Origin of the sequence: Citricoccus sp. K5 (genome assembly GCF_902506195.1) — a bacterium.
Taxonomy (GTDB): domain Bacteria; phylum Actinomycetota; class Actinomycetes; order Actinomycetales; family Micrococcaceae; genus Citricoccus.
In genome coordinates this window covers 1,039,988-1,061,877 of sequence record NZ_LR732817.1, presented here as the reverse complement: position 1 = coordinate 1,061,877, position 21,890 = coordinate 1,039,988, and the positions used below count along the sequence as shown (strand labels likewise).

Annotated in this window: 19 protein-coding genes and 1 tRNA gene; 15 read left to right on the top strand and 5 right to left on the bottom strand. The window is 64.5% G+C overall.

Features of this window, described 5'->3' with window-relative positions; translation table 11 throughout:
* Positions 1 to 5 precede the first annotated feature (5 nt).
* The 6 genes from BOSE125_RS04575 (at position 6) to BOSE125_RS04555 (ending at position 8,562) form a co-directional block, all read left to right on the top strand.
* On the top strand, positions 6 to 590 hold the full coding sequence (locus tag BOSE125_RS04575) for a hypothetical protein (RefSeq protein WP_159550436.1): 585 nt from the start codon (positions 6 to 8) through the stop codon (positions 588 to 590).
* A 126-nt stretch (positions 591 to 716) separates the two neighbouring features.
* Positions 717 to 1,007: a hypothetical protein gene (locus BOSE125_RS04570; protein WP_159550433.1), complete on the top strand. Its 291-nt coding sequence runs from the start codon at positions 717 to 719 to the stop codon at positions 1,005 to 1,007.
* Positions 1,008 to 1,057: 50 nt separating this feature from the next.
* Positions 1,058 to 1,396: a DUF5361 domain-containing protein gene (locus BOSE125_RS18220; RefSeq protein WP_371300570.1), complete on the top strand. Its 339-nt coding sequence runs from the start codon at positions 1,058 to 1,060 to the stop codon at positions 1,394 to 1,396.
* The gene (locus BOSE125_RS04565) at positions 1,396 to 4,053 is read left to right on the top strand and encodes a tape measure protein (RefSeq protein ID WP_159550430.1); all 2,658 of its coding nucleotides are present in this window, start codon (positions 1,396 to 1,398) and stop codon (positions 4,051 to 4,053) included. The genes BOSE125_RS18220 and BOSE125_RS04565 overlap by 1 nt, the downstream gene beginning before the upstream one ends.
* Before the next feature lie 851 nt (positions 4,054 to 4,904).
* Complete coding sequence (locus BOSE125_RS04560) at positions 4,905 to 7,148, top strand: hypothetical protein (protein WP_159550427.1); 2,244 nt, start codon at positions 4,905 to 4,907, stop codon at positions 7,146 to 7,148.
* A gap of 1 nt (position 7,149) precedes the next feature.
* On the top strand, positions 7,150 to 8,562 hold the full coding sequence (locus BOSE125_RS04555) for a hypothetical protein (protein ID WP_159550424.1): 1,413 nt from the start codon (positions 7,150 to 7,152) through the stop codon (positions 8,560 to 8,562).
* 134 nt (positions 8,563 to 8,696) lie between these two features.
* Here BOSE125_RS04555 and BOSE125_RS04550 read toward each other — a convergent pair whose 3' ends face one another.
* Positions 8,697 to 10,103 carry an O-antigen ligase gene (locus BOSE125_RS04550; protein ID WP_159550421.1) on the bottom strand — a complete coding sequence of 469 codons (1,407 nt, stop codon included), beginning with the start codon at positions 10,101 to 10,103 and terminating at the stop codon, positions 8,697 to 8,699.
* Between the two features lie 155 nt (positions 10,104 to 10,258).
* Here BOSE125_RS04550 and BOSE125_RS04545 point away from each other — a divergent pair, with 155 nt between their 5' ends.
* From BOSE125_RS04545 to BOSE125_RS04530, 4 genes are read left to right on the top strand one after another with little or no spacing between them, the layout of a single operon-like run.
* On the top strand, positions 10,259 to 10,738 hold the full coding sequence (locus BOSE125_RS04545) for a hypothetical protein (RefSeq protein ID WP_159550418.1): 480 nt from the start codon (positions 10,259 to 10,261) through the stop codon (positions 10,736 to 10,738).
* Positions 10,738 to 11,133, top strand: a complete 396-nt coding sequence (locus BOSE125_RS04540) for a hypothetical protein (RefSeq protein WP_159550415.1) — start codon at positions 10,738 to 10,740, stop codon at positions 11,131 to 11,133. Before BOSE125_RS04545 ends, BOSE125_RS04540 begins: the two co-directional genes overlap by 1 nt.
* 9 nt (positions 11,134 to 11,142) lie before the next feature.
* Positions 11,143 to 12,063: an N-acetylmuramoyl-L-alanine amidase gene (locus tag BOSE125_RS04535; RefSeq protein WP_159550412.1), complete on the top strand. Its 921-nt coding sequence runs from the start codon at positions 11,143 to 11,145 to the stop codon at positions 12,061 to 12,063.
* A gap of 2 nt (positions 12,064 to 12,065) precedes the next feature.
* Complete coding sequence (locus BOSE125_RS04530) at positions 12,066 to 12,269, top strand: hypothetical protein (RefSeq protein WP_159550409.1); 204 nt, start codon at positions 12,066 to 12,068, stop codon at positions 12,267 to 12,269.
* A gap of 389 nt (positions 12,270 to 12,658) precedes the next feature.
* Here BOSE125_RS04530 and BOSE125_RS04525 read toward each other — a convergent pair whose 3' ends face one another.
* The 4 genes from BOSE125_RS04525 to BOSE125_RS04510 all read right to left on the bottom strand — a co-directional run bounded on the left by BOSE125_RS04525 (position 12,659) and on the right by BOSE125_RS04510 (position 14,983).
* Positions 12,659 to 13,831, bottom strand: a complete 1,173-nt coding sequence (locus BOSE125_RS04525) for a site-specific integrase (RefSeq protein WP_159550406.1) — start codon at positions 13,829 to 13,831, stop codon at positions 12,659 to 12,661.
* A 74-nt stretch (positions 13,832 to 13,905) separates the two neighbouring features.
* Positions 13,906 to 13,982: transfer RNA gene (locus BOSE125_RS04520), tRNA-Val, on the bottom strand.
* 78 nt (positions 13,983 to 14,060) lie between these two features.
* Entirely contained in the window at positions 14,061 to 14,603 is a 543-nt protein-coding gene (locus BOSE125_RS04515) for a redoxin domain-containing protein (protein ID WP_159550403.1), read from the bottom strand.
* Positions 14,600 to 14,983, bottom strand: a complete 384-nt coding sequence (locus BOSE125_RS04510) for a DUF3052 domain-containing protein (protein ID WP_236558134.1) — start codon at positions 14,981 to 14,983, stop codon at positions 14,600 to 14,602. The genes BOSE125_RS04515 and BOSE125_RS04510 overlap by 4 nt, the downstream gene beginning before the upstream one ends.
* Positions 14,984 to 15,334: 351 nt before the next feature.
* On the opposite strand from BOSE125_RS04510, the gene aceE reads away from it, so the two are divergent.
* The 5 genes from aceE to BOSE125_RS04485 all read left to right on the top strand — a co-directional run bounded on the left by aceE (position 15,335) and on the right by BOSE125_RS04485 (position 21,887).
* Positions 15,335 to 18,040, top strand: a complete 2,706-nt coding sequence (gene aceE / locus BOSE125_RS04505) for a pyruvate dehydrogenase (acetyl-transferring), homodimeric type (RefSeq protein WP_371300748.1) — start codon at positions 15,335 to 15,337, stop codon at positions 18,038 to 18,040.
* Positions 18,041 to 18,201: 161 nt separating this feature from the next.
* Positions 18,202 to 19,398, top strand: a complete 1,197-nt coding sequence (locus BOSE125_RS04500) for a CdaR family transcriptional regulator (RefSeq protein ID WP_159550394.1) — start codon at positions 18,202 to 18,204, stop codon at positions 19,396 to 19,398.
* Positions 19,399 to 19,477: 79 nt separating this feature from the next.
* Positions 19,478 to 20,434 (top strand): ACP S-malonyltransferase, encoded by a 957-nt coding sequence (locus tag BOSE125_RS04495; protein WP_159550392.1) that lies wholly within the window; start codon positions 19,478 to 19,480, stop codon positions 20,432 to 20,434.
* Between the two features lie 79 nt (positions 20,435 to 20,513).
* Positions 20,514 to 21,566, top strand: a complete 1,053-nt coding sequence (locus BOSE125_RS04490; protein ID WP_159550389.1) for a beta-ketoacyl-ACP synthase III — start codon at positions 20,514 to 20,516, stop codon at positions 21,564 to 21,566.
* Positions 21,567 to 21,641: 75 nt separating this feature from the next.
* Positions 21,642 to 21,887 (top strand): acyl carrier protein, encoded by a 246-nt coding sequence (locus BOSE125_RS04485; RefSeq protein WP_159550386.1) that lies wholly within the window; start codon positions 21,642 to 21,644, stop codon positions 21,885 to 21,887.
* Positions 21,888 to 21,890: the final 3 nt, after the last annotated feature.

Below are 21,890 nucleotides of genomic sequence, written 5' to 3'. Positions count from 1 at the left end.
TCGTCATGACGACTACTGCTGATGTACTGATCGGTGCCCCTGACCGGTCTACCGAAGAGGGTGTTGTGGGCTACGCCTACACCTACCCCGCCAATTCTCTCGCCCCGACTTCGACCACTGCCGAACTTCCGGTCGGCGCTGAGGATCTAGGGTTCGTGTCTGAGGATGGCCTGACCATCGCCACGGATCGCTCTACGGAGAACCTGCGTGACTGGAACCTGGATGCCGTTCGCCAGCTCCTGACCGAGCATGACGCCACCCTGACGTTCACGATCATCTCGTGGACGCTGCCGGGCCTGCGTGCATTCTTCGGCCCGGAGAACGTCACGGATGCCGGCGAGGAGATCGTGGTCCGCGTCAACTCCAGCAACATCGAGCCTCGCGGCTGGGTGTTCAACCTGAAGGACATGGACCGCAAGCGGCGCGTCGTTGTCCCGAATGGCGGCCTGGCTTCTCAGGGTGAGATCACCTTCGTCAAGGGCGAGGCAACGCCGTTGGAGATCGAACTGTCGGCCCTGGCTGATGACTTCGGCGAGAAGATCTATATCTACACGCAGAAGTCGGCCGTAGAGCCTGACCCGGAAGTCTGATCTTCCGATGAATCCGAAAGGCCCTTAGGGGTCTTTTTTTGTGCCCCGTGTGGGCGGGTGTTGTGAGGACTCCCCGCCCACACGGTCTCTCAAACCTTCGAGTCCTCTCACTTCCAAGGAGTCCTCATGCCCCCGCGCAAGACCAACACTGACACCCCTTTCCTGTACAAGTCCAAGACTGGCGCTGAGATCGCCGTGCCGTCTGACGTGGTGTTCGACCCGGACGCGGACGCGCTCATGGAACTCCATGAGGCACAGTCCGGTTCAGAGATGGATCAGGCCGCCGCGACCCTGAAGCTCATCAAGTCGGGCTTCCCGGTCGAGGTGTCCAAGGAGATCAAGCTGAAGATCTCGGAGATTGAAGACTTCTCCCGCAAATACTTTGCTCACGTTGGGGTTTCACTCCCAAAATCCTGAGCCTCCTCCTACTGCCTGACGATCATTGGTCTGCCATTGAGGCAGACCTAATGACCGCCGGGTGGACGTTGGAGGACGTGCCTCGACGCCTCTCCTGGCCGGCGCTACACGCCTTCGTGACGCACCTAAAGCCGGATTCCGCACTCGGGTGGCTTGTCGATCCACAAGCGGCCCTGTGGGTGAGTGGCGCAAATGCTACGAGCCTCCTGGCGTCCATAGGCCACCGGCTGGACATCCTCGCATGGCAGCCCACGAAGAACGGGCAAAAGGGCCGCAAGCCCCCCGAGCCATGGGAAACCCCGTGGGTAAAGAGCAAGAAACGCCGCACCATTGGTGCCGGTCCAATTCCCGCCTCCGAATGGGAGGCCTTCTGGGACGGGGGTAAGTAGTGGCCGGAAACGAGATCGCACAGGCGTGGGTGACCCTTATCCCGTCGTTCCAGGGTGGACAGAAGGCCATTGCGAAGGAACTTGGGGCGGCCGGCACATCTGGCGGCAAGGAAGCTAGTAAGGGCTTCGTCTCCGGTATCGGTGGAGGGGTACTGAAGGCTGGCAAGATCGCGGCTGGTGGTGTCGCCCTCGTGGGTGGTGCCATTGCCGGGATCGCCGCTGCCGGTGGCTTCAACCGCGCAATGCAGATCGAGCAGGCGCAGGCCAAGCTGACCGGTCTTGGTCACGACACTAAGTCTGTCGAAGCGATCATGAAGAACGCGACGGCAGCAGTGTCTGGCACCGCCTATGGGCTTGGAGACGCAGCCAGCGTTGCCGCCGCTACGGTTGCGGCCGGGGTGAAGCCTGGCAAGGAGCTGGAGCGCACCCTGACGCTCGTTGGCGACGCCGCAGCTATCGCGGGAACCGACATGGGGACCATGGGTTCCATCGTGAACAAGGTTGCGACCTCGGACATGATGCAGATGGATGTGGCTAACCAGCTCATGGACGCTGGTATCCCGATTCTGCAGCTCGTGGCAGAGGAAATGGGAGTCACTGCCGAAGAGGCCCGGAAGATGGCCTCCGAGGGCAAGGTCTCATTCGAGACCTTCCAGAATGCCATCGAGACCGGAATGGGTGGCGCTGCCCTCGAAAGCGGAAAGACCTTCACGGGCGCAATGGCGAACGTGCGTGCCGCTCTTGGGCGTGTGGGTGCTACTGTCCTGACTCCGTTCCTGAATGCCCTCACCGAGGGATCTGGCACTCTAATCCCGATCATCGACTCTGTGAATGCAGCCCTCGGGCCTGTCATGGAGAACGTGGGCGCATGGATGTCCACGACGCTCCCCAAGATGATGTCCGGGATGCAGGGCCTCTATGACCTTGTGGCCAACGGGAACTTCTCGTCCAGCCTTCGTGAGGCATTCGGGTGGGAAGAGGATTCGGCCATCGTCGGATTCCTCTTCGGGGTCCGTGATGCACTCTCTCAGGTAGCAGGGCTCGTCACCGGCGCTGCCGCAATCTTGTTCACAGGCAACTTCGTTGGCTCTGGGATCATGGGCGTGGCTGAGGACAGTTCGCTCGTGGACTTCCTGTTCAACGTGCGTGACGGGATCGCCGGTCTTGCAGGCGAGGCGTCCGGTGGATTCGGCGCAATGGTCGCAGCATTCCAGGACGGCGAAGACCACATCACGTCATCCGGGCTTGCCGGGTTCCTTGAAGGAATCGGTGTGGTTGCGCGCAATGTGTTTGACGTTCTGGCCCCGTTGTTTGGTCAGCTCGGTCCTATCCTGGCCCCCATTATTCCGCAGATCGCGGAGTTCGCTTCTGCCTTCTCGCCCGTGTCGATGGTCTTTCAGGCACTCGCTCCACTCCTCCCGCAGATCGCGGAACTGGTGGCGCAGGTCGCTACGACGTTCGCGCAGCTCCTCGCGGCAGTGATACCCCTCGCGGCGCAGCTTGCAGGCGCCATTATTCCCGTCTTGACTCAGCTCGCAGCCGCCGTGCTGCCAGTTGTCGGAACCATCCTCGGAGTAATAGCCGGGCTACTTCCGCAGCTCGTGCCCTTGTTCGCCATGCTTGCAACCGCAGTGGTGGGGGTCGTCGCAGCCATCGCGCCCTTGGTGGTGCAGTTGGTCAGTTCGGTGCTGCCGATCTTTGCTCAGCTTGTTTCTGCTGTTCTTCCCCTAGTTGTCTCGGCCCTGGCGGCCATCATCCCCGCCGTAATGATGGTGGTTCAGGTACTCACCGCCGTGCTGGTGCCAATCATTCAGGCTCTACTGCCCGTGGTTACGATGGTCTTCCAGACCATAGCCACGGTCGTAAAGGCCGTCATGCAGGTCATCTCTGGGATCATCCAGGTCGTCATGGGTGCCATCTCTGGCAACTGGGGTGCGGTCTGGAACGGCATCCTGTCCATCCTTCAAGGCGTCTGGAACCTTATCCAGGGCGTCGTCATGGGTGCCATCACCATTGTTGCCGGAGTAATCGCTGCCGTTCTCGGAACCATTGTCGGTCTCTGGAATGGCGCGTGGACTGGAATCTCGTCATTCCTGTCCAACACATGGGCGTCGATCACTGGGGCTGTCAGTGCTGGCATTGGCTCTATCAAGAACTGGTTCTCTTCACTGCCTGGAGACATCCTCGGGTTCCTGTCTGGACTTCCTGGGCAGATGCTCTCCATGGGCAAGAACATCATCCAGGGCCTCATCAATGGCATCAAGAGTGCTGGCGATGCAGTCAAGGGTGTCATCGGTGATCTCGTTGGCGGGGCCATCAACTTCGGCAAGTCACTTCTCGGCATCAACTCGCCATCCCGCGTCTTCATGGAGATCGGTGAGTTCACTGGAGAGGGCTTGGCTCTCGGCATTTCATCTCAGTCCAAGGCTGTACAGCGTGCCACGGACAAGCTCATGCCCTCTGCTAGCGCGGGTCAACTTGGGTTCGATCCTGCCCCGTTGAGTGCCGCTGGGACCGCTGGGGCCAGTGGCGGCGCAGGGTCACTAGAGGCCGCCTTCCGAAACGCCATGTCCACCATGCGTCCGGTGGTTCAGATCGGCAACCGTGAGTTCCACGGCGTCATGCAGCAAGTTAATTCCCAGTACGGAGGCCGCTAATGGGTGGATTGATCGGGCCGGCCGGCGGGATGGTGCACGTGCCTTTTACCTCTTCCGAGCCGGAAGAGGTGGAATCACGCAGCACATACAGCAAGGCTCTGTCCGGGCGGGTTACCGAGCAGCGGGGCAGCAGGTCACGTCGCACGTGGTCTTGCTCTGTTGAGGTGGCCCGCCCGGACGACCATCACATGCTGGATCAGATCGCGGATGGACTCCTGGGGGACGGTCCGCACATTTGGTATTCGGCCTCTGCCCGGGTGACGAATGTACTCACGCCGGCTCAGTCCAAGTTCACTGAGGACACATGGGCAGGCGGGGCACAGGGGGGCGCAGGCGAGGCATCTGGCGAGGTTCCCTATGCCCGTTCGTACACGGCGGGTCTTGCTGAGCAAATGGAGCTGGTGGGGCTTGTTCCGGTGCCCAAGGGCATGCCTACCACTGTGTCCGTCTATATCTCCACGCATCCCGCTTCCCCGGCGATGCTCTACGTGGATGAGGTTGATCCTGAGGGGCGCGTGGTGGGCGGGAGTGTCCAGCCCACCCGCGCCCTGGTGGACACACATCAGGTCAGCGTTGCGGCTAACCAACATGCACAGCGAGCCATAGTGACCTTCACCCCGAGCGTGCGCACGGTAGCCCTCCGCGTCCGCGTGGTTGGCGCTCTAATGCTCACCATGCCGGCAGTCACTTTTACCCATCGCGCTATGCGGTGGGCCACTGGTCGAGGGTGCCTTACTGCGTCCCTGAACCTGACTGGGCGCGACCCCTCCCTAGCCCAAGAGTCAGCGGACGGTTGGGGCAGCCGCGAGTCCAGCACCTTCACCATTCACGAACTCGGCTAGGAGGCCTCTGTGCTTGATATCCCCGGCTTCCCTGACCCGAATGCTTTGGTCACTACCCCAACGGCGACGGTGACGTGGAAGGGCAACACTATTACCGCGTCGTCGGTGTCGTTGAAGCGGTCGCTGGGTACGGGTTTGCCGGCTCAGGTGGCGGGCGTGGATGACGTGGTGGCTGCGACGGGTGAGGTGACTGCCACGTTCTCGGACGAGTTGGTCGCTGAGGGTCTGCATTTGCCGTGGATCGTGGAGAAGCCTCAGCCTGGCGACCGGGTGAAGATCACTGTTGGTTTCGATGGTGTGGAGGTTCCGATCTTGGAGGGCCGTGTGGATAACGCGGGCGCTCGGGTGTCGGAGCGGTCTGTGAGTTTCGGCGTGGTGGATCGGGTGGATCGGTTGCGCCGCAATGTGAGCATCCCGCCGCTGAACTACTATCACCCGCCAGAGGTTGAGGGTGGCGCGTTGCTGCGGATGGGTTTGCATCCGACGTATGTGACGGACCGGGTGGCGCGGGTGGGCGGCTTCCATGCGACGCCGCCTGTCATGCCTAGCAACTCGATCCTGTCTGCCCCGTTGATGGGCAGTGCGTGGCCGGAGCGTGGCACCCTGACCCTGGCCGACATCGCGGAGGGTTCCGGCGAGGACCCGGACGAGTACCCCACGTACACGTCCACGGCATGGGGGCTCGCGGTCCGCAACATCGAGGCGCAGTGGACCCCGTACATCCTGTCCCAGTTCACGGGCCGGTTTGATCGTCCCATGTTCGTCCGGTTCCTGACTGGCCGTGTGACGAGCGGCTATTCCCGCGTGTACCTGAAGTGGGAGGGTGAAGCGTATTCGCAGGCGGTGGCCGTTGCAGTGAGCCCGGTACGTGGCGTGGACGTGATGGTGCTGGACGCTCCGGGCCAGGACGTGCATGCAGGCTTGGGCGGCTCCCGGTTCAACATGCCATTGACGGCCGCTGAGATGTCGGCGGGTGTGGATGTGGGCGTGTGGCTGACTCCGAGCGGGAACAACGCGACTGTGACTATCGGCGTCAAGATGGCAGACGGCCCGGTGCGGACCGTCACTGGTTCTGTGGCTACGACCTCAACCATTCGGAACACGGCCATGCAGAAGGTCCACCTGTACTCCCCGACGAACGCGGCCGCATTTGGTGGCTTGCAAGTCGGGTTCGCTAGTTCCCCGTATGACCTGCACCAGTGGATTCGCTCGTCCATCATCGAGACCGACCCGGCCGGGCAACTGCTCTCAGTGCCGGCCATTGTGAACCGTGGCGGGCTGGAGTTGCTGAAGGAGCAGGCGAACTCAGAGCTGTCAGCGATCTGGTTGGACGGTTTGGGGCGTCTGCGGTATCGGTCCATGGGCCGACTGCTGTCCTCTGCCCCGGTGGTCACGATCACCGCCGACAATGTGAAGGATCTGGGCTGGCGGACTAGCTGGGATTCGGTGCATGAGTCCGTGGGCGTGAAGTACCAGCGCCCCGTCCCGCGCCGCGCCAACACCTACCGGGTCACGGCGTGGGAGGGGTCCGGCATCTCCATGGAGGGCACCGAGACCCACGAGGAAGTTATCCACCCCCCCGTAGGTGAGGACTGGATCAACGTCAGCCCGCTTAGGACCGTCCTGGAATCGGACCTCAACAGTCTCTACAGGTACAACCTTGGCCGTGGATCGTTCATCGCCGGGACCATCGAGTACGAGAACGCAGAGGGTGATCAGGCTTCTTTCCCGGCCACGAGCGTTTACATCTCATCCGGGTTGACTCAGCTCGACCACCAGTCATGGGTACTGAGAATCAACTCGCATAACCTTCCTGCCGACTACACCATGCGGCTAAAGGTTCCTGGTTGGCTCTACATCCGCGAATCCCGGCGTGATGAGAACATGCCCGTCATCCGGGCCATGGCGGTTATCACCTGGGATGAACGTGAGGTACAAGGCCTGCCACTGGGCGTTGAGGGCACCGGGAACTATGAGCACGACTGCGGCTTCTGGGTGCAACTGGAACCGGCGGTGCAGGCCATCGCCGACCATATTGCTGCCGCAACCTCGGCCGCCCATCCCGTCTATGACCAGGTGGAAATGGCCACCCCGGACCCGCGTCTAGAACTAGCAGACATGGCCACCATCAAACTGCCCGGCCTCACACAACAGGGCCTCATCGTCGGCATTGATCTGACCGTCGATAACAACGGCCTATCCCAAACCCTGGCCATCCAAACCACTCACACCACAATCGAGGAGGCCAACTGATATGGCGCACTTCAGCCCCGAGGGGTACAAGACCCCATCCACCGAGACTGAACTGAACGACTTCGGCAAAGAGGGGTTCTGGGAGTCGGCGGGCCTGAATCAGGATGCCCGCTTCCGCGAACTGGACGCCAACCTCACTGGCGCATCTGCTGACGCCGCGCAAGCCTTGCAGACCGCCAACTCATACGCCGGACAGATCGCGCAGGCCAACACCACGGCCGGGTCTGCTGTGGCGATTGCGCAGGGTGCAGCCGATGACGTGGACGAGATCAAGGGGCCGATTGACACCCGGCTGTCCGCCGTGGAGACCGCCGCAGGGTACGCCCCCGGTGACGCCACAGATGCGGCCATGACCAACATCGCCACGCAGGACAACACCCAGTTCCGGGCTGCACTAAACGCACAGAGTGTCGGGCGAACGGGTCAGCAGAACATGGACGGCACCGCCAAGCTCCACTTCAACGGCGGATTCACCCCGAACTACGACACCGTGCTCTGGATCGCCAGCCAGCAGCGCGTAAACCCCGAACTGAACTCACAGGGCCTGTACATCCAACACCGGGTGGCCGGAGACCTGCACAACAAGGTCCACGACGCCGCCGCATCTGAGCTTCGGCTCAACGGGGTTACGAACACCGGGTCTGGACAGTCCGCCCATGAGAACACTCTCGTCGTCGGCGGTGGTGGCAATGACATCAACCTCGCCTGCGTCACCCTATCCACGTTCCACCCCGACGCCGACGCCACGGGCAGCATCAACGAGATCAACATGTTCCGGGCCAACCAGGTGCTGCCCGCTCCCGGCCTGATCGTGGACAAGGCGGTGTCCGGATTCTTCGCCGCGCAGACGGTCGGCACCGAGAACTACGCCATCTGGGCCAATGGCGATAGCGCGTTCGCCCGGTTCGTCCCACAGTCACCGACCAGCATCGCCGTGGATATTCGCACAAGGGCCGGCCAGACCGCCGACCTGCTGGCAGTGAATACGGCTGCCAAGATCTTCTCAGTGACCGCTGCTGGAACCGCGCACTTCGGGGCCGCAGACGCTGGATCCTGGGTATCAGTCCACAATCGTGACGCCTCGAAGGCTGCGCTCCGTGTCAAGGCGCACGGATCACAAGCCACGAAGGTACTGGACGTGACAGACAGTGGTGGGACGTCGTGGGTCTATGTAGCCAATAATGGAGACCTGCGCACGGTGAACCGTTCCGTCGTGCTACGCAACGCCAGCGACACAGGCACCACCTTCGAACTCACCGCACTTGGCCCACGCTGGCGTGACGCATCCACTACTCGAAATAACGCCGGAGCGGCAGGTTCCGCCACTGCATTGCCCGCAACGCCACAGAAGTACTTGAAGGTATTCGACCCGGATGGCGTCGAACTACTCATCCCCGCCTACCGCGCCCCATAAGGAGACCCCGTGAATCACGCCGCCATCTTGGCTCTCATCTCTGATCTGTACTCGCAGGTTGCCACCCTGACAGCCGAGAACGCACAACTCCGAGAGGCCCTCACTGGTCAGGGCGAAGCCTCTACCCCAGCGAGCTAGGGTCGGCGGCCGCCTATGTTGGCATAGGCGTTGGTCCTATTCCGGGCTAGGGCAGGCTTCCTCGTTTTATGGTCGTTCTCGCTCTTGGGCTTCGATCCATGACCCAAGAGCCCAAGGGCGAGAATGATCCAGGACACGAACGCCATGGAAGGCCAAGCCAAGGCGTCGAAAATCATCAACTGGAGGGCCACGGCAACGACCGCCAGTCGGATGCCACCGCCCGAACGGACGAACGCGGCGACAACGATGAACACTAACGCGGCTAGGCCGAATGCCCCCGCTTCGGCAAGGGTGTGCACGTACTGATTGTCCACAGCTAACAGGCCGTCCGCCTGGAGCAGCCCGGATCGATAGAGGCGTGGGGTAGAGCCCGCCCCATCACCGAACATCACCTGTCCGAATGGACGCTCTTGGAGGAGGTCAGGGATGGCACGAAGGGCCGCAGTGCGGTGCCACCACGACCCGGACCCTACGAGTTGATCGGCCTGCGCCATAAGCGTTGTCCAAGTCAGAGCCAACGCAGCTATGCCGCCGAGGACTAGGAATGGCGCGGCAATGACCATCCACTTCTTGGCGTACCCCACGACGGACACGACGAGGAACAACAGGATCGCGCTTCGGGAACCTGACGCGAAGGCCCCGGCAGCAAGCACCAGCCAGCCCGCCAGTTTGACCACCCGCCCTGCTTTCATCAGGTGCAGCAGGACCAGTGCGGCGAGAGTCAGGTAGAAGGCGAATGGCAGGGGGTGGCCGAAAGATCCCTGGGCTCGTTGGAAGCCGAAGATCAAGTCGTGCCGCATCGCAAAGGAGGTTCCATCCAAGGCGATGACGGCACCTTGCCAGAGCGGGTCGGGGGTGTTGATCATCTCGTATACGCCATATGCGGCTTGGAAGATCCCCACTGCCACAAATATGCGCCACAACGTCTGGAGCTGGTCGCGCTTATGGCCGGCAACTGCCACGCATATTCCAGCTATGGACGCGACAGCTTGGAGCCCGAAGATCAACCACTTGTTGTCGTCGAACGAGTACGCGGTGGAGGCGGCCAGGGACCCGAAAAACACCACCAGGGGAAGAAAAATCTGGCGAGGCGGAAAGCCCTTGCACCGGACCACGAGGGCGAAGATGGCGTAGAGCAGTAGGCCAACAGCCAGGACCCGGAAAATCGCGGACTCCCCCGGGAGCCGCGTCACCGGAACAACTGTTGCCACCAGAACTGAAAGCCACGCTGCCAGCCGATAAACGGTTGGTTGCTTCCAGAACAAGGCCCAGAGCAGCACCAGCCCGGCGCCAGCGGCCCCCACCATTGGCAGTGGCGCGAGAGACACGAACAGAGACCCGGCGACAACAGCGACCAGGGTGCCGATAAGGAGAGCGATCTCCCACGGCTCGCGGATTTTCATTCCCAGTATCCCTCTCCCTGAACGCTCAAACTCCTCGAGTCTACCTACCTAGGGCAGGCCCATCTGCCGGTTTTGCCCAGTTGACATAACCGAACACCACCACGCGAGGCCCTGACCACACCGGTCGGGGCCTCGTCGTATCCGAGGAGGGGCGCATGCCTCAACACGTCTACCTGCCCATCAGGAATCCGCCGAACTGGTGGGACCGGGTACTGGTGCATCCACTCGCCCACGCCATTGCTGTCATAGCCACAGTGTTCGGGGTACTCATGACACTGGCCTACCCGATCACCGGACAGGTGCCATCACCCGCGTTCAATAACGTGCCGTGGTGGCTCAACTTCGGGGCAGGTGCATTCCTCCTACTCGGCGGCGTCCTCGTCGTCGTAGGAATCCACTGGGTAGGGACCAACGTCAGCACCGGGTGGAAAGCCGAACTCGGTGGATGGACGCTCACCACTGGTGGACTCGCAGCCGTCGCCATCGCCTTCGCAGCAGGCACATCCCCCGCCGCATGGCTCATCCCCGGCATCCTCACCCTCGGCTCACTCATCCGATGGTGGGCACTCACCCTCATCATCAAGACAGCACGCGCCAAGGCGGCGACCAACGCCACACCAGGGCGGGATGCCTAATGAACCAGACGCTTCTCATCACTCTCATCGGCGGCGCACTCGCCATCGCCGGTTCCGCTGGACTCTGGCAGTACCTCTCTTCCCGCAGAGACCGGCCCCTCAAGGCCAAAGAAGTAGACAACGCCAGCTTCACCGCACTCACAGCCGGATACGCCGGATTCGTTGAACGCATGGACGGCGAACTAGACCGCCTCAGCACCGAACTCGCATCCCAGGGCACACAGATCAAAGAACTCCGCGAAGAAGTCCGCGGACTCAGGGCCATCAACGGGCAACTACGACTCGCCCTGCAATCCGCCGTCGCATTCATAGACGACCTCCACCACCGCTGGGAATACCACCGGATGCAGAAGAACGCGCCACCCAAGCCGCACCTCGACTACGACTACGAATAGGAGACGGTCATGTTCCTCACAGGACTAGCGCGGGTTGCCCGCGACGCAGGTATCACCGTGCGCGAGGTTCCCGGCTGGAAGACTCGCACCGCTCACAAGGGCGGCATGAACAAGGTCCACGGCGTCATCTGGCACCACACCGCGACATCTGCCAGCGCCGTGAAATCGAAGAACAATCCAACCCTGAACTACATGGTCAGCGGACTCGGCTACCCGCTCGCCAACTACGGGCTCGCCTGGGACGGATCATTGGATGTCATCGCGGCAGGCACCGGGGCACATGCCGGCGTCGGTTCCTACAAGGGCATACCGAACAACGACGGCAATCGGCACCTGATCGGCGTGGAAGTCGAAGGCACCATCGGCCTCGAATGGTCGCCCGCCCAGCTCGAAACCGCCGCACGCCTCGGAGCCCAACTCAACAAGGACTTCGGCAGCGGGCTTCTGCACATCGCTCACTACGAATGGGCGCCCGGACGCAAGACCGACCCCACCGGCATCCCTGGCAACATGACCGCCCTCCGCGCCGCGATCAAGCGCGGAAACTGGGCGGCTGTCATCAACCCCGCAGCAAGCGAACCGGCCAAGCCCTCCACCCCGAAGGAAGAAGACATCATGACCCCTGACCAGGAAGCCAAGCTCGACCGTGCCATCGCGCTCATCAGCGAGACCGACAAGAATAACCAGGCCCGCGCCAACGTCATCCCTGCGCAGGTCTGGGAGCACAAGATCGGCACCGGCTCCCGTGCGCAGGACTACCTCTACGGGGCACGCATGGCCCAATACGCCGCCCGCGACATGACCCGCCAGGCCATCGCCGGAGTCCAGGCCATCGCCGACACACCCGGCGTCACCATCGAAGAAGTCCGCGACGCCCTCGCCAAAGTCATCGTCACCGTCGATGTCAAAACCAACGGACAGGAGAACTGACCATGGCCAACACCCTCACCCCCACCGCAAAGGTCACCAGTGGCACGGCCGCTGGTGCAGTGACCATCGTCCTCGTCTGGATCGCCGGCATGGTTGGCATCGAAGTCCCGCCCGAGGTTGCCAGCGCCGTGACCGTACTCATCGGCTTCGGCGTTGCGTACCTGGTTCCCGATGGATCGAGCGACGGCAAACATGTAGCCGAGTAGCACCACCACACAGAACCGCCCCCATCTTGCTTCGGCAGGGTGGGGGCGGTTCTTTTGCGTTTAAGGACTAGGCCGCTCGCCATCCACAGCAACAACCTTCCATGCGCCCGTCCGATCCTGCGACAGATCCAACGTCACCAACTGGGATCGCGGACCCAAGCGAACCTGCACGCGCAACATCGGCACATCCACCCGCAACACCTCACGCGGAGACCACGAGTTCTCCCACCACTTCGCCCTGCCATGCCAGCGCTCGTGAGCGACTACCTCCCAATGCCGGTTGCGGTAGGTGATGGACGTGGGGGTGTTGTCCGTGAACGTAACGGTTGCAATGGGGAGACCGTCGAGATGCTTGAAACCTGGGGTGCGGCGGGGAGGGGTGGGGGTGGTCATGCGGTTAGGGCTGGCGTGCTCTGCGCGCCACCTAGGGAGGCTTGGACCTGCTCCATGATCCCGGCCATGGCGGATGCCGCCTGGCGTCGGGAGTCCGGCATCAGGTGGTAGTAGACGGCGTACGTGGTTTTGCTTGATTCGTGACCCATGATCTTCGCCAGCTCGTCCATGGACACCGAGCGCGATGTGAGTTGCCACGATGCGAACGTGTGCCGTAGATCGTGCGGCCTTGGTGACCTCCGCAACCCGACCTCTTGCGCCGCCGCGACGGCTGGGAGCCATACCTTTCTCCGGAACTGCTGAGTCGTCAGCGCTCCCCCGCGCTTCATCGTGAACACGGGCTCGCCCGCCCGAGCTGCACCTACCAGTGGAGCAACTGCGTGAGCCGTGGTGGAATCCATCTGAACCACCCGGTGTGCGGCGTCCGACTTAGGGTCTCCCACGTATCTGCCCTTTACTCGATCCTCTTTCCATGCCTTCGAGATGGTGACCAGATACTCCCCGCCGCCTGCGTCCTGGAAGTCTGCAGAGGTCAGTGCAGTTGCCTCGGAGAAGCGCAGACCCGTGCCGACCAGGAACATAACGAACGGGCGGAAGTGCGGATCCACTGCGGAGAGCAATAGGGCGAACTCTCCATGGCTCAGGAACTCCTTCTTGTCGTCCCGCTTGGACACCTTGGGGAGTCGCGCACCGGCACACGGATTGGCCATACACCAATTGCGCAGGACGGCCGTGGAGAAGATCGCAGACATGAGCCCGTGGACGTTGGTGATGGTCTTCGGTGCAAGTCCCTTGTCGCGCATGTGTGTCACCCACTCGGAGACATCATCGCGGGTGACCTGATCGACTGGCAGGTGACCGAGGGTGGGCGCGATGTGAAGGCGAACCTGACGCTCGTAGACCTGCAGCGTGTACGGGGTGAGGTTGGTGAGGCTCGCAATATGCCGCTTGCCCGCCTCTTTAACAGTGGGGCTACGAGAGGCGGCAGAGAGAACGATGCGCTCTGCCTTGGCAGAGTCATGATCGGTCCGCTCTAGGGTGACCTTCCATTGGCGGGCTGCGTCTCGATCCGCGAAAGTCTGCGTGTATCGCTGGCCCTTCTCGCGCCAGATGACTCGGTAAGAGGCGGCCCCGGATGTCTTGGAATGACGCTCTTCAATGGATGCCATGGGAACATTCTAGCAGTCCATGGGAACATTGCTTCGATGATCCGCGTGGATCCCTGTAATGACGCGGGTTGTACTGGTGGGCCCAGAGGGACTCGAACCCCCGACCCCTTCGGTGTAAACGAAGTGCTCTAACCAACTGAGCTATAGGCCCCAACCTCCGGTGCGGGCGGGCCGCCACCGGACCGCTCCATGCTACCTCAGCGTCATGTCAGCGGCTCACTTCGCCATGTCATCTCGAGCTGGTGGACCACTCCCCCGGAACGGCATCGAGGTGGTCCTGAAGCCGTCGCTCATCACCATTCGCGGCCTGGACGCGGGCCAGGACCACACCGTTGGCGTCCATCAGGACACTGCTTCGCCGCGCCCGGCCGGTGGTCTCATTGAATTCACCGACGGCGCGGGCCGCGGCCCCGTGGGGCCAGAAATCGGACAGCAACGGGGCGCGGATCCCGGTCTCGTCCGCGACCTTGCGCAGCACGGCGGCGGAATCGCAGGACACCACCCTGAGCCCGACGCCGGCCGGCGCCAGCCGCTCGGCCAGCTCGTCGACCCAGCCGAGTTCGGCGGTGCACACGGGGGTGAAGGCCCCCGGCAGGAAGAACAGCCAGCAGCGTATGGGCGCGGCGCCGTCGTCGTGCATGGCCCCGCGACCGGCGCCGAGCGCGTCCGGAGACGGCGGCACCACGGGGGGCCACGACCAGAGCTGGCCGTGCTGGTCCCGCAGGGCCGGCGGGTCCGCGGGAGTCTCCCGGTCCCCCGCCGGACCAATCACAGGTTGCGCTTGGCCACCAGTCGGGTGGCGGACCAGTCCGCAGAGACCCCGGCGGTGGTGGTGACGTGCAGGCCGGCCGTCGGTGCCGCCTCGGCGATGTCCGCCGGCGGCACGTGCCCGTCACGGCCGTTGCGCGGGGTGAGCAACCACAGCGCCCCACCGGTGTCCAACGTGGTCTGCGAGTCCATGAGGGCATCGGCCAGGTCGTCGACGTCTCCGTCCGCCTCCCGCCACCACAACAGGACGGCGTCGACCGGCTCCTGGTCCTCCTCGGTCAACAGCTCGCTACCGAGCTCGTCCTCGAGCGTGTTCCGGAAATCGAAGTCGATGTCCTCGTCAAAACCGAGTTCCTGGACCAGTTTGCCTTCGGAAAGGCCCATCTTCGCGGCCGGTCCATCACTGGTCTCCGCAGTACGCCCTACGGCGGGGGCGGAGTCTGGCTGGTTCACATCTCTCCTTGACTGTTGCGTGGTACCCATGTGGGCATCATCTCACCAGATTACGTCCTCGCGGGCACCATGGGCCATGCGGGGTACGCAAGCCTGCATCCGGGGCCCCTCAGGTTATACAGTCTTGGGTGGAACCAGAGGACCCGCCCCTGACCATCCAGCCGGACGATCCCGGTGTGGACCGCGGGCCCACCAGACCAGCGGAGACCATCCGCCGACAGAGAGGTTGCCGTGAGCGCAGCTGAAGAGAGCTCCCACATCCTGAGCGGACTGACCAACCAGATGTCAGACAAGGACCCCCAGGAGACGGCAGAGTGGATCGAGTCCTTCGACGGACTCGTGGAAGAGCGGGGCACGGAGCGCGCGGAGTACATCATGCGCCAACTCCTGCAGCGGGCCGGCACCAAGTCGGTCGGCGTACCGATGGTCACGACCACGGACTACGTCAACACGATCCCGGTGGACCAGGAGCCCGAGTACCCAGGAGACGAGGAGCTCGAGCGCCGCTACCGCAACTACCTGCGGTGGAATGCCGCCATGATCGTCCAGCGAGCCCAGCGCGAGGGGGTCGGGGTCGGCGGCCACATCTCCTCCTATGCCGGCCTGGCCACCATCTACGAAGTGGGCCTGAACCACTTCTTCCGCGGCCAGGACCACCCGGGCGGCGGCGACCAGGTCTTCTTCCAGGGTCACTCCTCCCCCGGCAACTACGCCCGCGCCTTCCTCGAGGGACGTCTCACCGAGGAGGAGCTCGACGGTTTCCGCCAGGAGAAGTCCAAGGCCCCCAAGGCCCTGCCGTCCTACCCGCACCCGCGCATGCTGGAGAGCTTCTGGCAGTTCCCCACCGTGTCCATGGGCCTCGGTCCGATCAACGCGATCCACCAGGCGCAGTTCAACCGCTATCTTCACAACCGAGGGATCAAGGACACCTCCGACCAGCAGGTCTGGGCCTTCCTCGGCGACGGCGAGATGGACGAGCCCGAATCACGCGGCGCCCTCCACATCGCCGCCAATGACAAACTCGACAACCTGAACTTCGTGGTCAACTGCAACCTGCAGCGTCTCGACGGCCCGGTCCGCGGCAACGGCAAGATCGTCCAAGAGCTGGAGGCCTACTTCCGCGGCGCCGGCTGGAACGTCATCAAGGTCCTCTGGGGCCGCGAATGGGACCAGCTCCTGGACCAGGACGACGAGGGCGAGCTCGTCCGCATCATGAACGAGACCCTCGACGGCGACTACCAGACCTACAAGGCGGAGTCCGGCGGATTCGTCCGCGACCACTTCTTCGGCCGCTCCTCGGTGACCAAGGAGATGGTCGCCGACATGACGGACGACGAGATCTGGGGCCTCAAGCGCGGCGGCCACGACTACAACAAGGTCTACGCCGCCTACCAGGCCGCCATGGAGTACAAGGGCAAGCCCACCGTCATCCTGGCGCAGACCATCAAGGGCTACGGGCTGGGTCCGCACTTCGAGGGCAAGAACTCGACGCACCAGATGAAGAAGCTCACGGTCGAGGACGTCAAGCTGTTCCGCGACCGCCACCGCATCCCCATCACGGACGAGCAGATCGAAGCCGACCCGTACAACGTGCCGTACTACCACCCGGGTCCGGATGCGCCGGAGATCAAGTACATGATGGAGCGGCGCCAGAAGCTGGGCGGGTTCCTGCCCGAGCGCCGCACGGACTACGACAAGATCCCGATGCCGCCGGAGGCGACCTACAAGCACGCCCGCAAGGGCACCGGCAAGCAGCAGGCCGCCACCACCATGGCCTTCGTGCGCCTGCTCAAGGACCTGATGCGGGACAAGAACATCGGCAACCGCATCGTGCCGATCATCCCGGACGAGGCCCGCACCTTCGGCATGGACTCGTTCTTCCCCACGGCGAAGATCTACAACCCCAAGGGTCAGAACTACCTGTCCGTGGACCGGGACCTGTTCCTGTCCTACAAGGAGTCCACGTCCGGCCAGCTGTTCCACGTGGGCATCAACGAGGCCGGCGCCACCTCGGCGATGACCGCCGTGGGCACGTCCTACTCCACGCACGGCGAGCTGATGATCCCCGTGTACATCTTCTACTCGATGTTCGGCTTCCAGCGCACCGGCGACGCCTTCTGGGCGGCCGGTGACCAGCTGGCCCGCGGGTTCGTCATCGGCGCCACCGCCGGACGCACCACCCTGGCCGGCGAGGGCACACAGCACATGGACGGCCACTCGCCGATCCTGGCCGGCACCAACCCGGCGGTGAAGCACTACGACCCGGCATTCTCCTTCGAGATCGCGCACATCGTCCGCCAGGGCCTGGAGGACATGTACGGGGAGCACGACCGCGGGGACGACGTCCGCAACGTCATGTACTACCTCACCGTGTACAACGAGCCGATCATCCACCCGAACGAGCCGGAGGACCTGGACGTGGAGGGGCTGCTCAAGGGCATCTACCGCTACAGCCAGGCCAGCGCCGACGTCACCGGGCCGAAGGTCCAGCTCATGGGTTCCGGCGTGTCCGTGCCGTGGGTCATCGATGCGGCCAAGGTCCTCGCCGAGGAGTGGAACGTGGCCGCCGACGTGTGGTCCGTGACGAGCTGGAACGAGTTGCGCCGTGACGCCGTAGCCGCCGAACGTGAGGCGATGGAGAACGCGGAGGGCAAGGCCCGCGTTCCCTACCTCACGCAGAAGATGGCCGAGACCGAGGGGCCCGTGGTGGCCACCACGGACTACGCCACACTGGTCCCGGACCAGATCCGCCCCTTCGTCCCGAACGACTTCGCCACCCTGGGTGCGGACGAGTTCGGCTTCGCGGACACCCGCGCCGCAGCCCGCCGCTACTTCCTCATCGACACCCACTCGATGGTCGTGAAGGCGCTGCAGATGCTGGAGAAGGACGGCAAGGTCGATGCGGGCACCGCGGCCGAGGCCTACCGCAAGTACCGGATCGACGACGTCAATGCCGGCACCACCGGCAATGCCGGCGGCGATTCCTGACCGCGTCCCCAGGGACCCCTGTCCGGGCTCGTCCGGATCCCGACGACGGCCGGTGAAGTGCACAGCGCACCTCACCGGCCGTCGTCGTCCTTGTGGGTTTCCCACAATGCACCCGTGTCACGCGCGTCACGATGCCCCTTCCGGGGCCTATGCTCGAGTGCATGTCCGACGCGCGCAGCACCCCGCCGCCGCGCAAGGTCTCCGAGGAGTCCCTGCGCCGGCTGCGGGCCCATCTGGGCGTACTGAACACCGCCACCCTCCAGCGTCTGGACTCCACACTGCCGTGGTACCGGAAGCTGACGCCGGATGAGCGCTCCTCCCTCGGACTCATCGCCCAGCGCGGGCTCACCGGATTCCTGTCCTGGTTCGAACGTCCCACCACCTCGATCAGCACCGTCCTCGGGGAGGTCTTCGGCGGGGCCCCCACCGAGCTGACCCGGTCCATCAGCCTGCAGAGGGCCCTCCAGCTGATCCGCACGGTCGTGGATGTGGTGGAGGCCCAGGTGCCGGGGATAGTGCAGGACCGGGACCAGATCCTGGTGCGCGAGGCCGTGCTGCGGTACTCGCGGGAGATCGCCTTCGCCCTGGCCGATGTCTATGCCCGTGCCGCCGAGACCCGCGGTGCCTGGGACAGCCGGAACGAGGCGGTCCTGCTGGACGCCGTGCTGCGCGGTGAGGCACCGGACGAGATCCTCTCCCGGGCCACGGCTGCCGGCTGGAACGGCGACAAGGGAATCATGGTGATGGCCGGGCCGACCCCCGCCGCCGACCTGCCCACCCGCCTGGCCGGGGCGCGGCGCACCGCGGTCCGCGCCGGACACGACCTGCTGGTGGGTGTCCAGTCCGAGCGGATCGTCCTCGTGGTCGGAGGCGTCACCGACCCCAGCCAGGCCGCCATCGCTCTGACGGCCTGGTTCGGTGACGGCCCGGTGGTCTACGGCCCCCTCTCCGACAGCCTGGTGGATGCCCACCGCAGTGCTCGAGAGGCCCTCGCCGGACTGGCCGCCGCCGCCGCCTGGCCCCGCGCACCCCGCCCGGCCCATGCCCAGGACCTCCTTCCCGAGCGTGCCCTGCACGGAGACCAGGCCGCCATCGACGTGCTGGTCCAGCGCGTCTTCACACCCCTGCAGGCAGCCGGCAATTCGCTGTTGGAGACGGTGGACGCCTACTGCGAGCTGGGCCATTCCCTCGAGGGCACTGCCCGGGAGCTGTTCATCCACGCCAACACCGTCCGCTACCGGCTGCGGCGGGTCAGCGAGATCACCGGCTGGGATCCTTTGTCCCCGCGGGACGCCTACGTCCTACAGACCGCCCTGGTCGTCGGTCGCCTGCCGCCCGCTCCCGGAACCAACTTGTAGGAATCCTCCAAAACACCACGCGGAGCTTGGTGTCCCCACCGCCCCGGAACCCGGTCACGGTTTTGACACAGTTAAGGACATGCTTGCAATCGTGTGCCCCGGACAGGGCTCCCAGACCCCCGGGTTCCTCACACCATGGCTCGAGCTGGACGGCATGGCCGGCCTGCTCGCCGAATGGTCCACCGCCACCGGGGTCGACCTGACCGCCCACGGCACCGTGTCGGAGGAGGCCACGATCAAGGACACCGCCGTGGCCCAGCCCCTCATCGTGGCCGCCGGTCTGCTGGCTGCCCGGGCCCTGGACCTGGACGCCGTACCCGCTGGCGGATGGATCGCGGCGGGGCACTCCGTGGGTGAGATCACGGCGGCCGTCCTGGCCGGTGTCCTCCCCGCGGACGAGGCCTTGGAGTTCGTCCGCATCCGCGCCACGGGCATGGCCCAGGCCGCCGCGGCCGAACCGACCGGGATGTCCGCCGTGCTCGGAGGCGACCCGGACGAGGTCCTGTCCGCCCTTGAGGCCCAGGGACTCGTACCGGCCAATGTCAACGGCGGGGGCCAGACCGTCGCTGCCGGCTCGGCTGACGCGCTGGCCGCCCTGGCCGAGAATCCGCCCGCCAAGGCCCGCGTCATCGCCCTCAAGGTCGCTGGTGCCTTCCACACCCCGTACATGGCCCCGGCCGTCCCGGCCCTGACCGCCTACGCGGACGGGCTGGCCCCCCGGGACCCTGCCGTGCCTTTGCTGTCCAACCGTGACGGACTCGTGGTGGACACCGGGCGGCGGTTCGTGGACCAGCTCGTGGACCAGGTGACCCGCCCGGTCCGCTGGGACCTCTGCATGGACACCCTCCGGGACTCCGGTGTGACCGGCATCCTGGAACTGCTGCCGGGCGGCACCCTCACCGGGCTGGCCAAGCGCGCGCTGAAGGGGACACCCACCCTGGCGGTGAAGTCCCCCGCGGACCTGGACGCCGCCCGGGACTTCATCGCCGAGCACGGCGTGGCCGCCACGGCCTCCACCACCAGCACGGCCGGCTGATCGGACGCCGGACACACGGGGACCTCCCGGGGTCCGCGCCCCAACCACCCAGACTGCATCCGAGAACCCCGAGGACATCATGACCACCACCCTGAAGCAGTACGAGCCCGTTGCCGGCAGCCGCATCCTCTCCGTAGGCGCCGCGCGCGGCAATCTGGTGGTGACCAATGAGGACATCGCCGGGCCGATCGACTCCTCGGACGAGTGGATCCAGAAGCGCACCGGCATCGTCACCCGCCGCCGGGCGGACCGGGACCTGTCCCTGCTCGACCTCACCACCCAGGCGGCCCAGGAGGCCATCGACAAGGCCGGGCTCACCGGGGCGGACATCGATGCAGTGATCGTCTCGACCGTCACCTCCCCCTACGCGACCCCCTCGGCCGCCGCCGCGCTGGCCCACAACATCGGCGCCACCCCGGCACCGGCCTTCGACATCTCCGCCGCCTGTGCCGGCTACTGCTACGGCGTGGCCCAGGCCGACGCGCTGGTGCGGTCCGGCATGGCGAAACACGTGGTGGTCGTCGGCGCCGAGAAGCTCTCGGACTTCATCGACGAGACGGACCGCTCGATCTCCTTCATCCTCGGCGACGGCGCCGGCGCCGTGGTGGTGGGCGCCTCCGACGAGGCAGGCATCTCCCCCAGTGTCTGGGGCTCCGACGGTGAGCGCTGGGAGACGGTGAGCATGACCCGCTCGATGCTCGACCTGCGTGATGCCGTGGAGACCGCTCGGACGACGGGGGACACGTCCGCCCTGACCGATCCTGAGTCCAAGCTCTGGCCGACGCTGCACCAGGACGGGCCGAGTGTGTTCCGCTGGGCCGTGTGGTCCATGGCCAAGGTGGCCCAGGAGGCCCTCGACAAGGCCGGTGTCCGCGCCGAGGACCTGGCGGCCTTCCTGCCGCACCAGGCCAACGAGCGCATCATCGACGAGATGGCCAAGCAGCTGAAACTCCCGGACACCGTCACGATCGGCCGGGACATCAAGGAGACGGGCAACACCTCCGCCGCCTCGATCCCCCTGGCCATGCACCGGGTCCTGCAGGAGGACCCCTCCCTCAGCGGGGGCCTGGCCCTCCAGATTGGTTTCGGCGCCGGGCTGGTCTACGGCGCCCAGGTGGTCCGGCTCCCCTGAGCCGCTCCCCCTGACCTGACCTCCACGTCAACCGACGCTGGATCAACCACCATCATCCACACTGAAGGAGCCACCATGGCAAAGAAGGAAGAGATCCTCGCCGGCCTCGCCGAGATCGTCAACGAAGAGACCGGCCTGGAGTCCGAAGAGGTCCAGCTGGACAAGTCCTTCACCGATGACCTGGACATCGATTCGATCTCGATGATGACCATCGTGGTCAACGCCGAGGAGAAGTTCGACGTCAAGATCCCGGATGAGGAAGTCAAGAACCTCAAGACCGTGAACGACGCGGTCGAGTTCATCGCCAACGCCCAGGGCTGACCT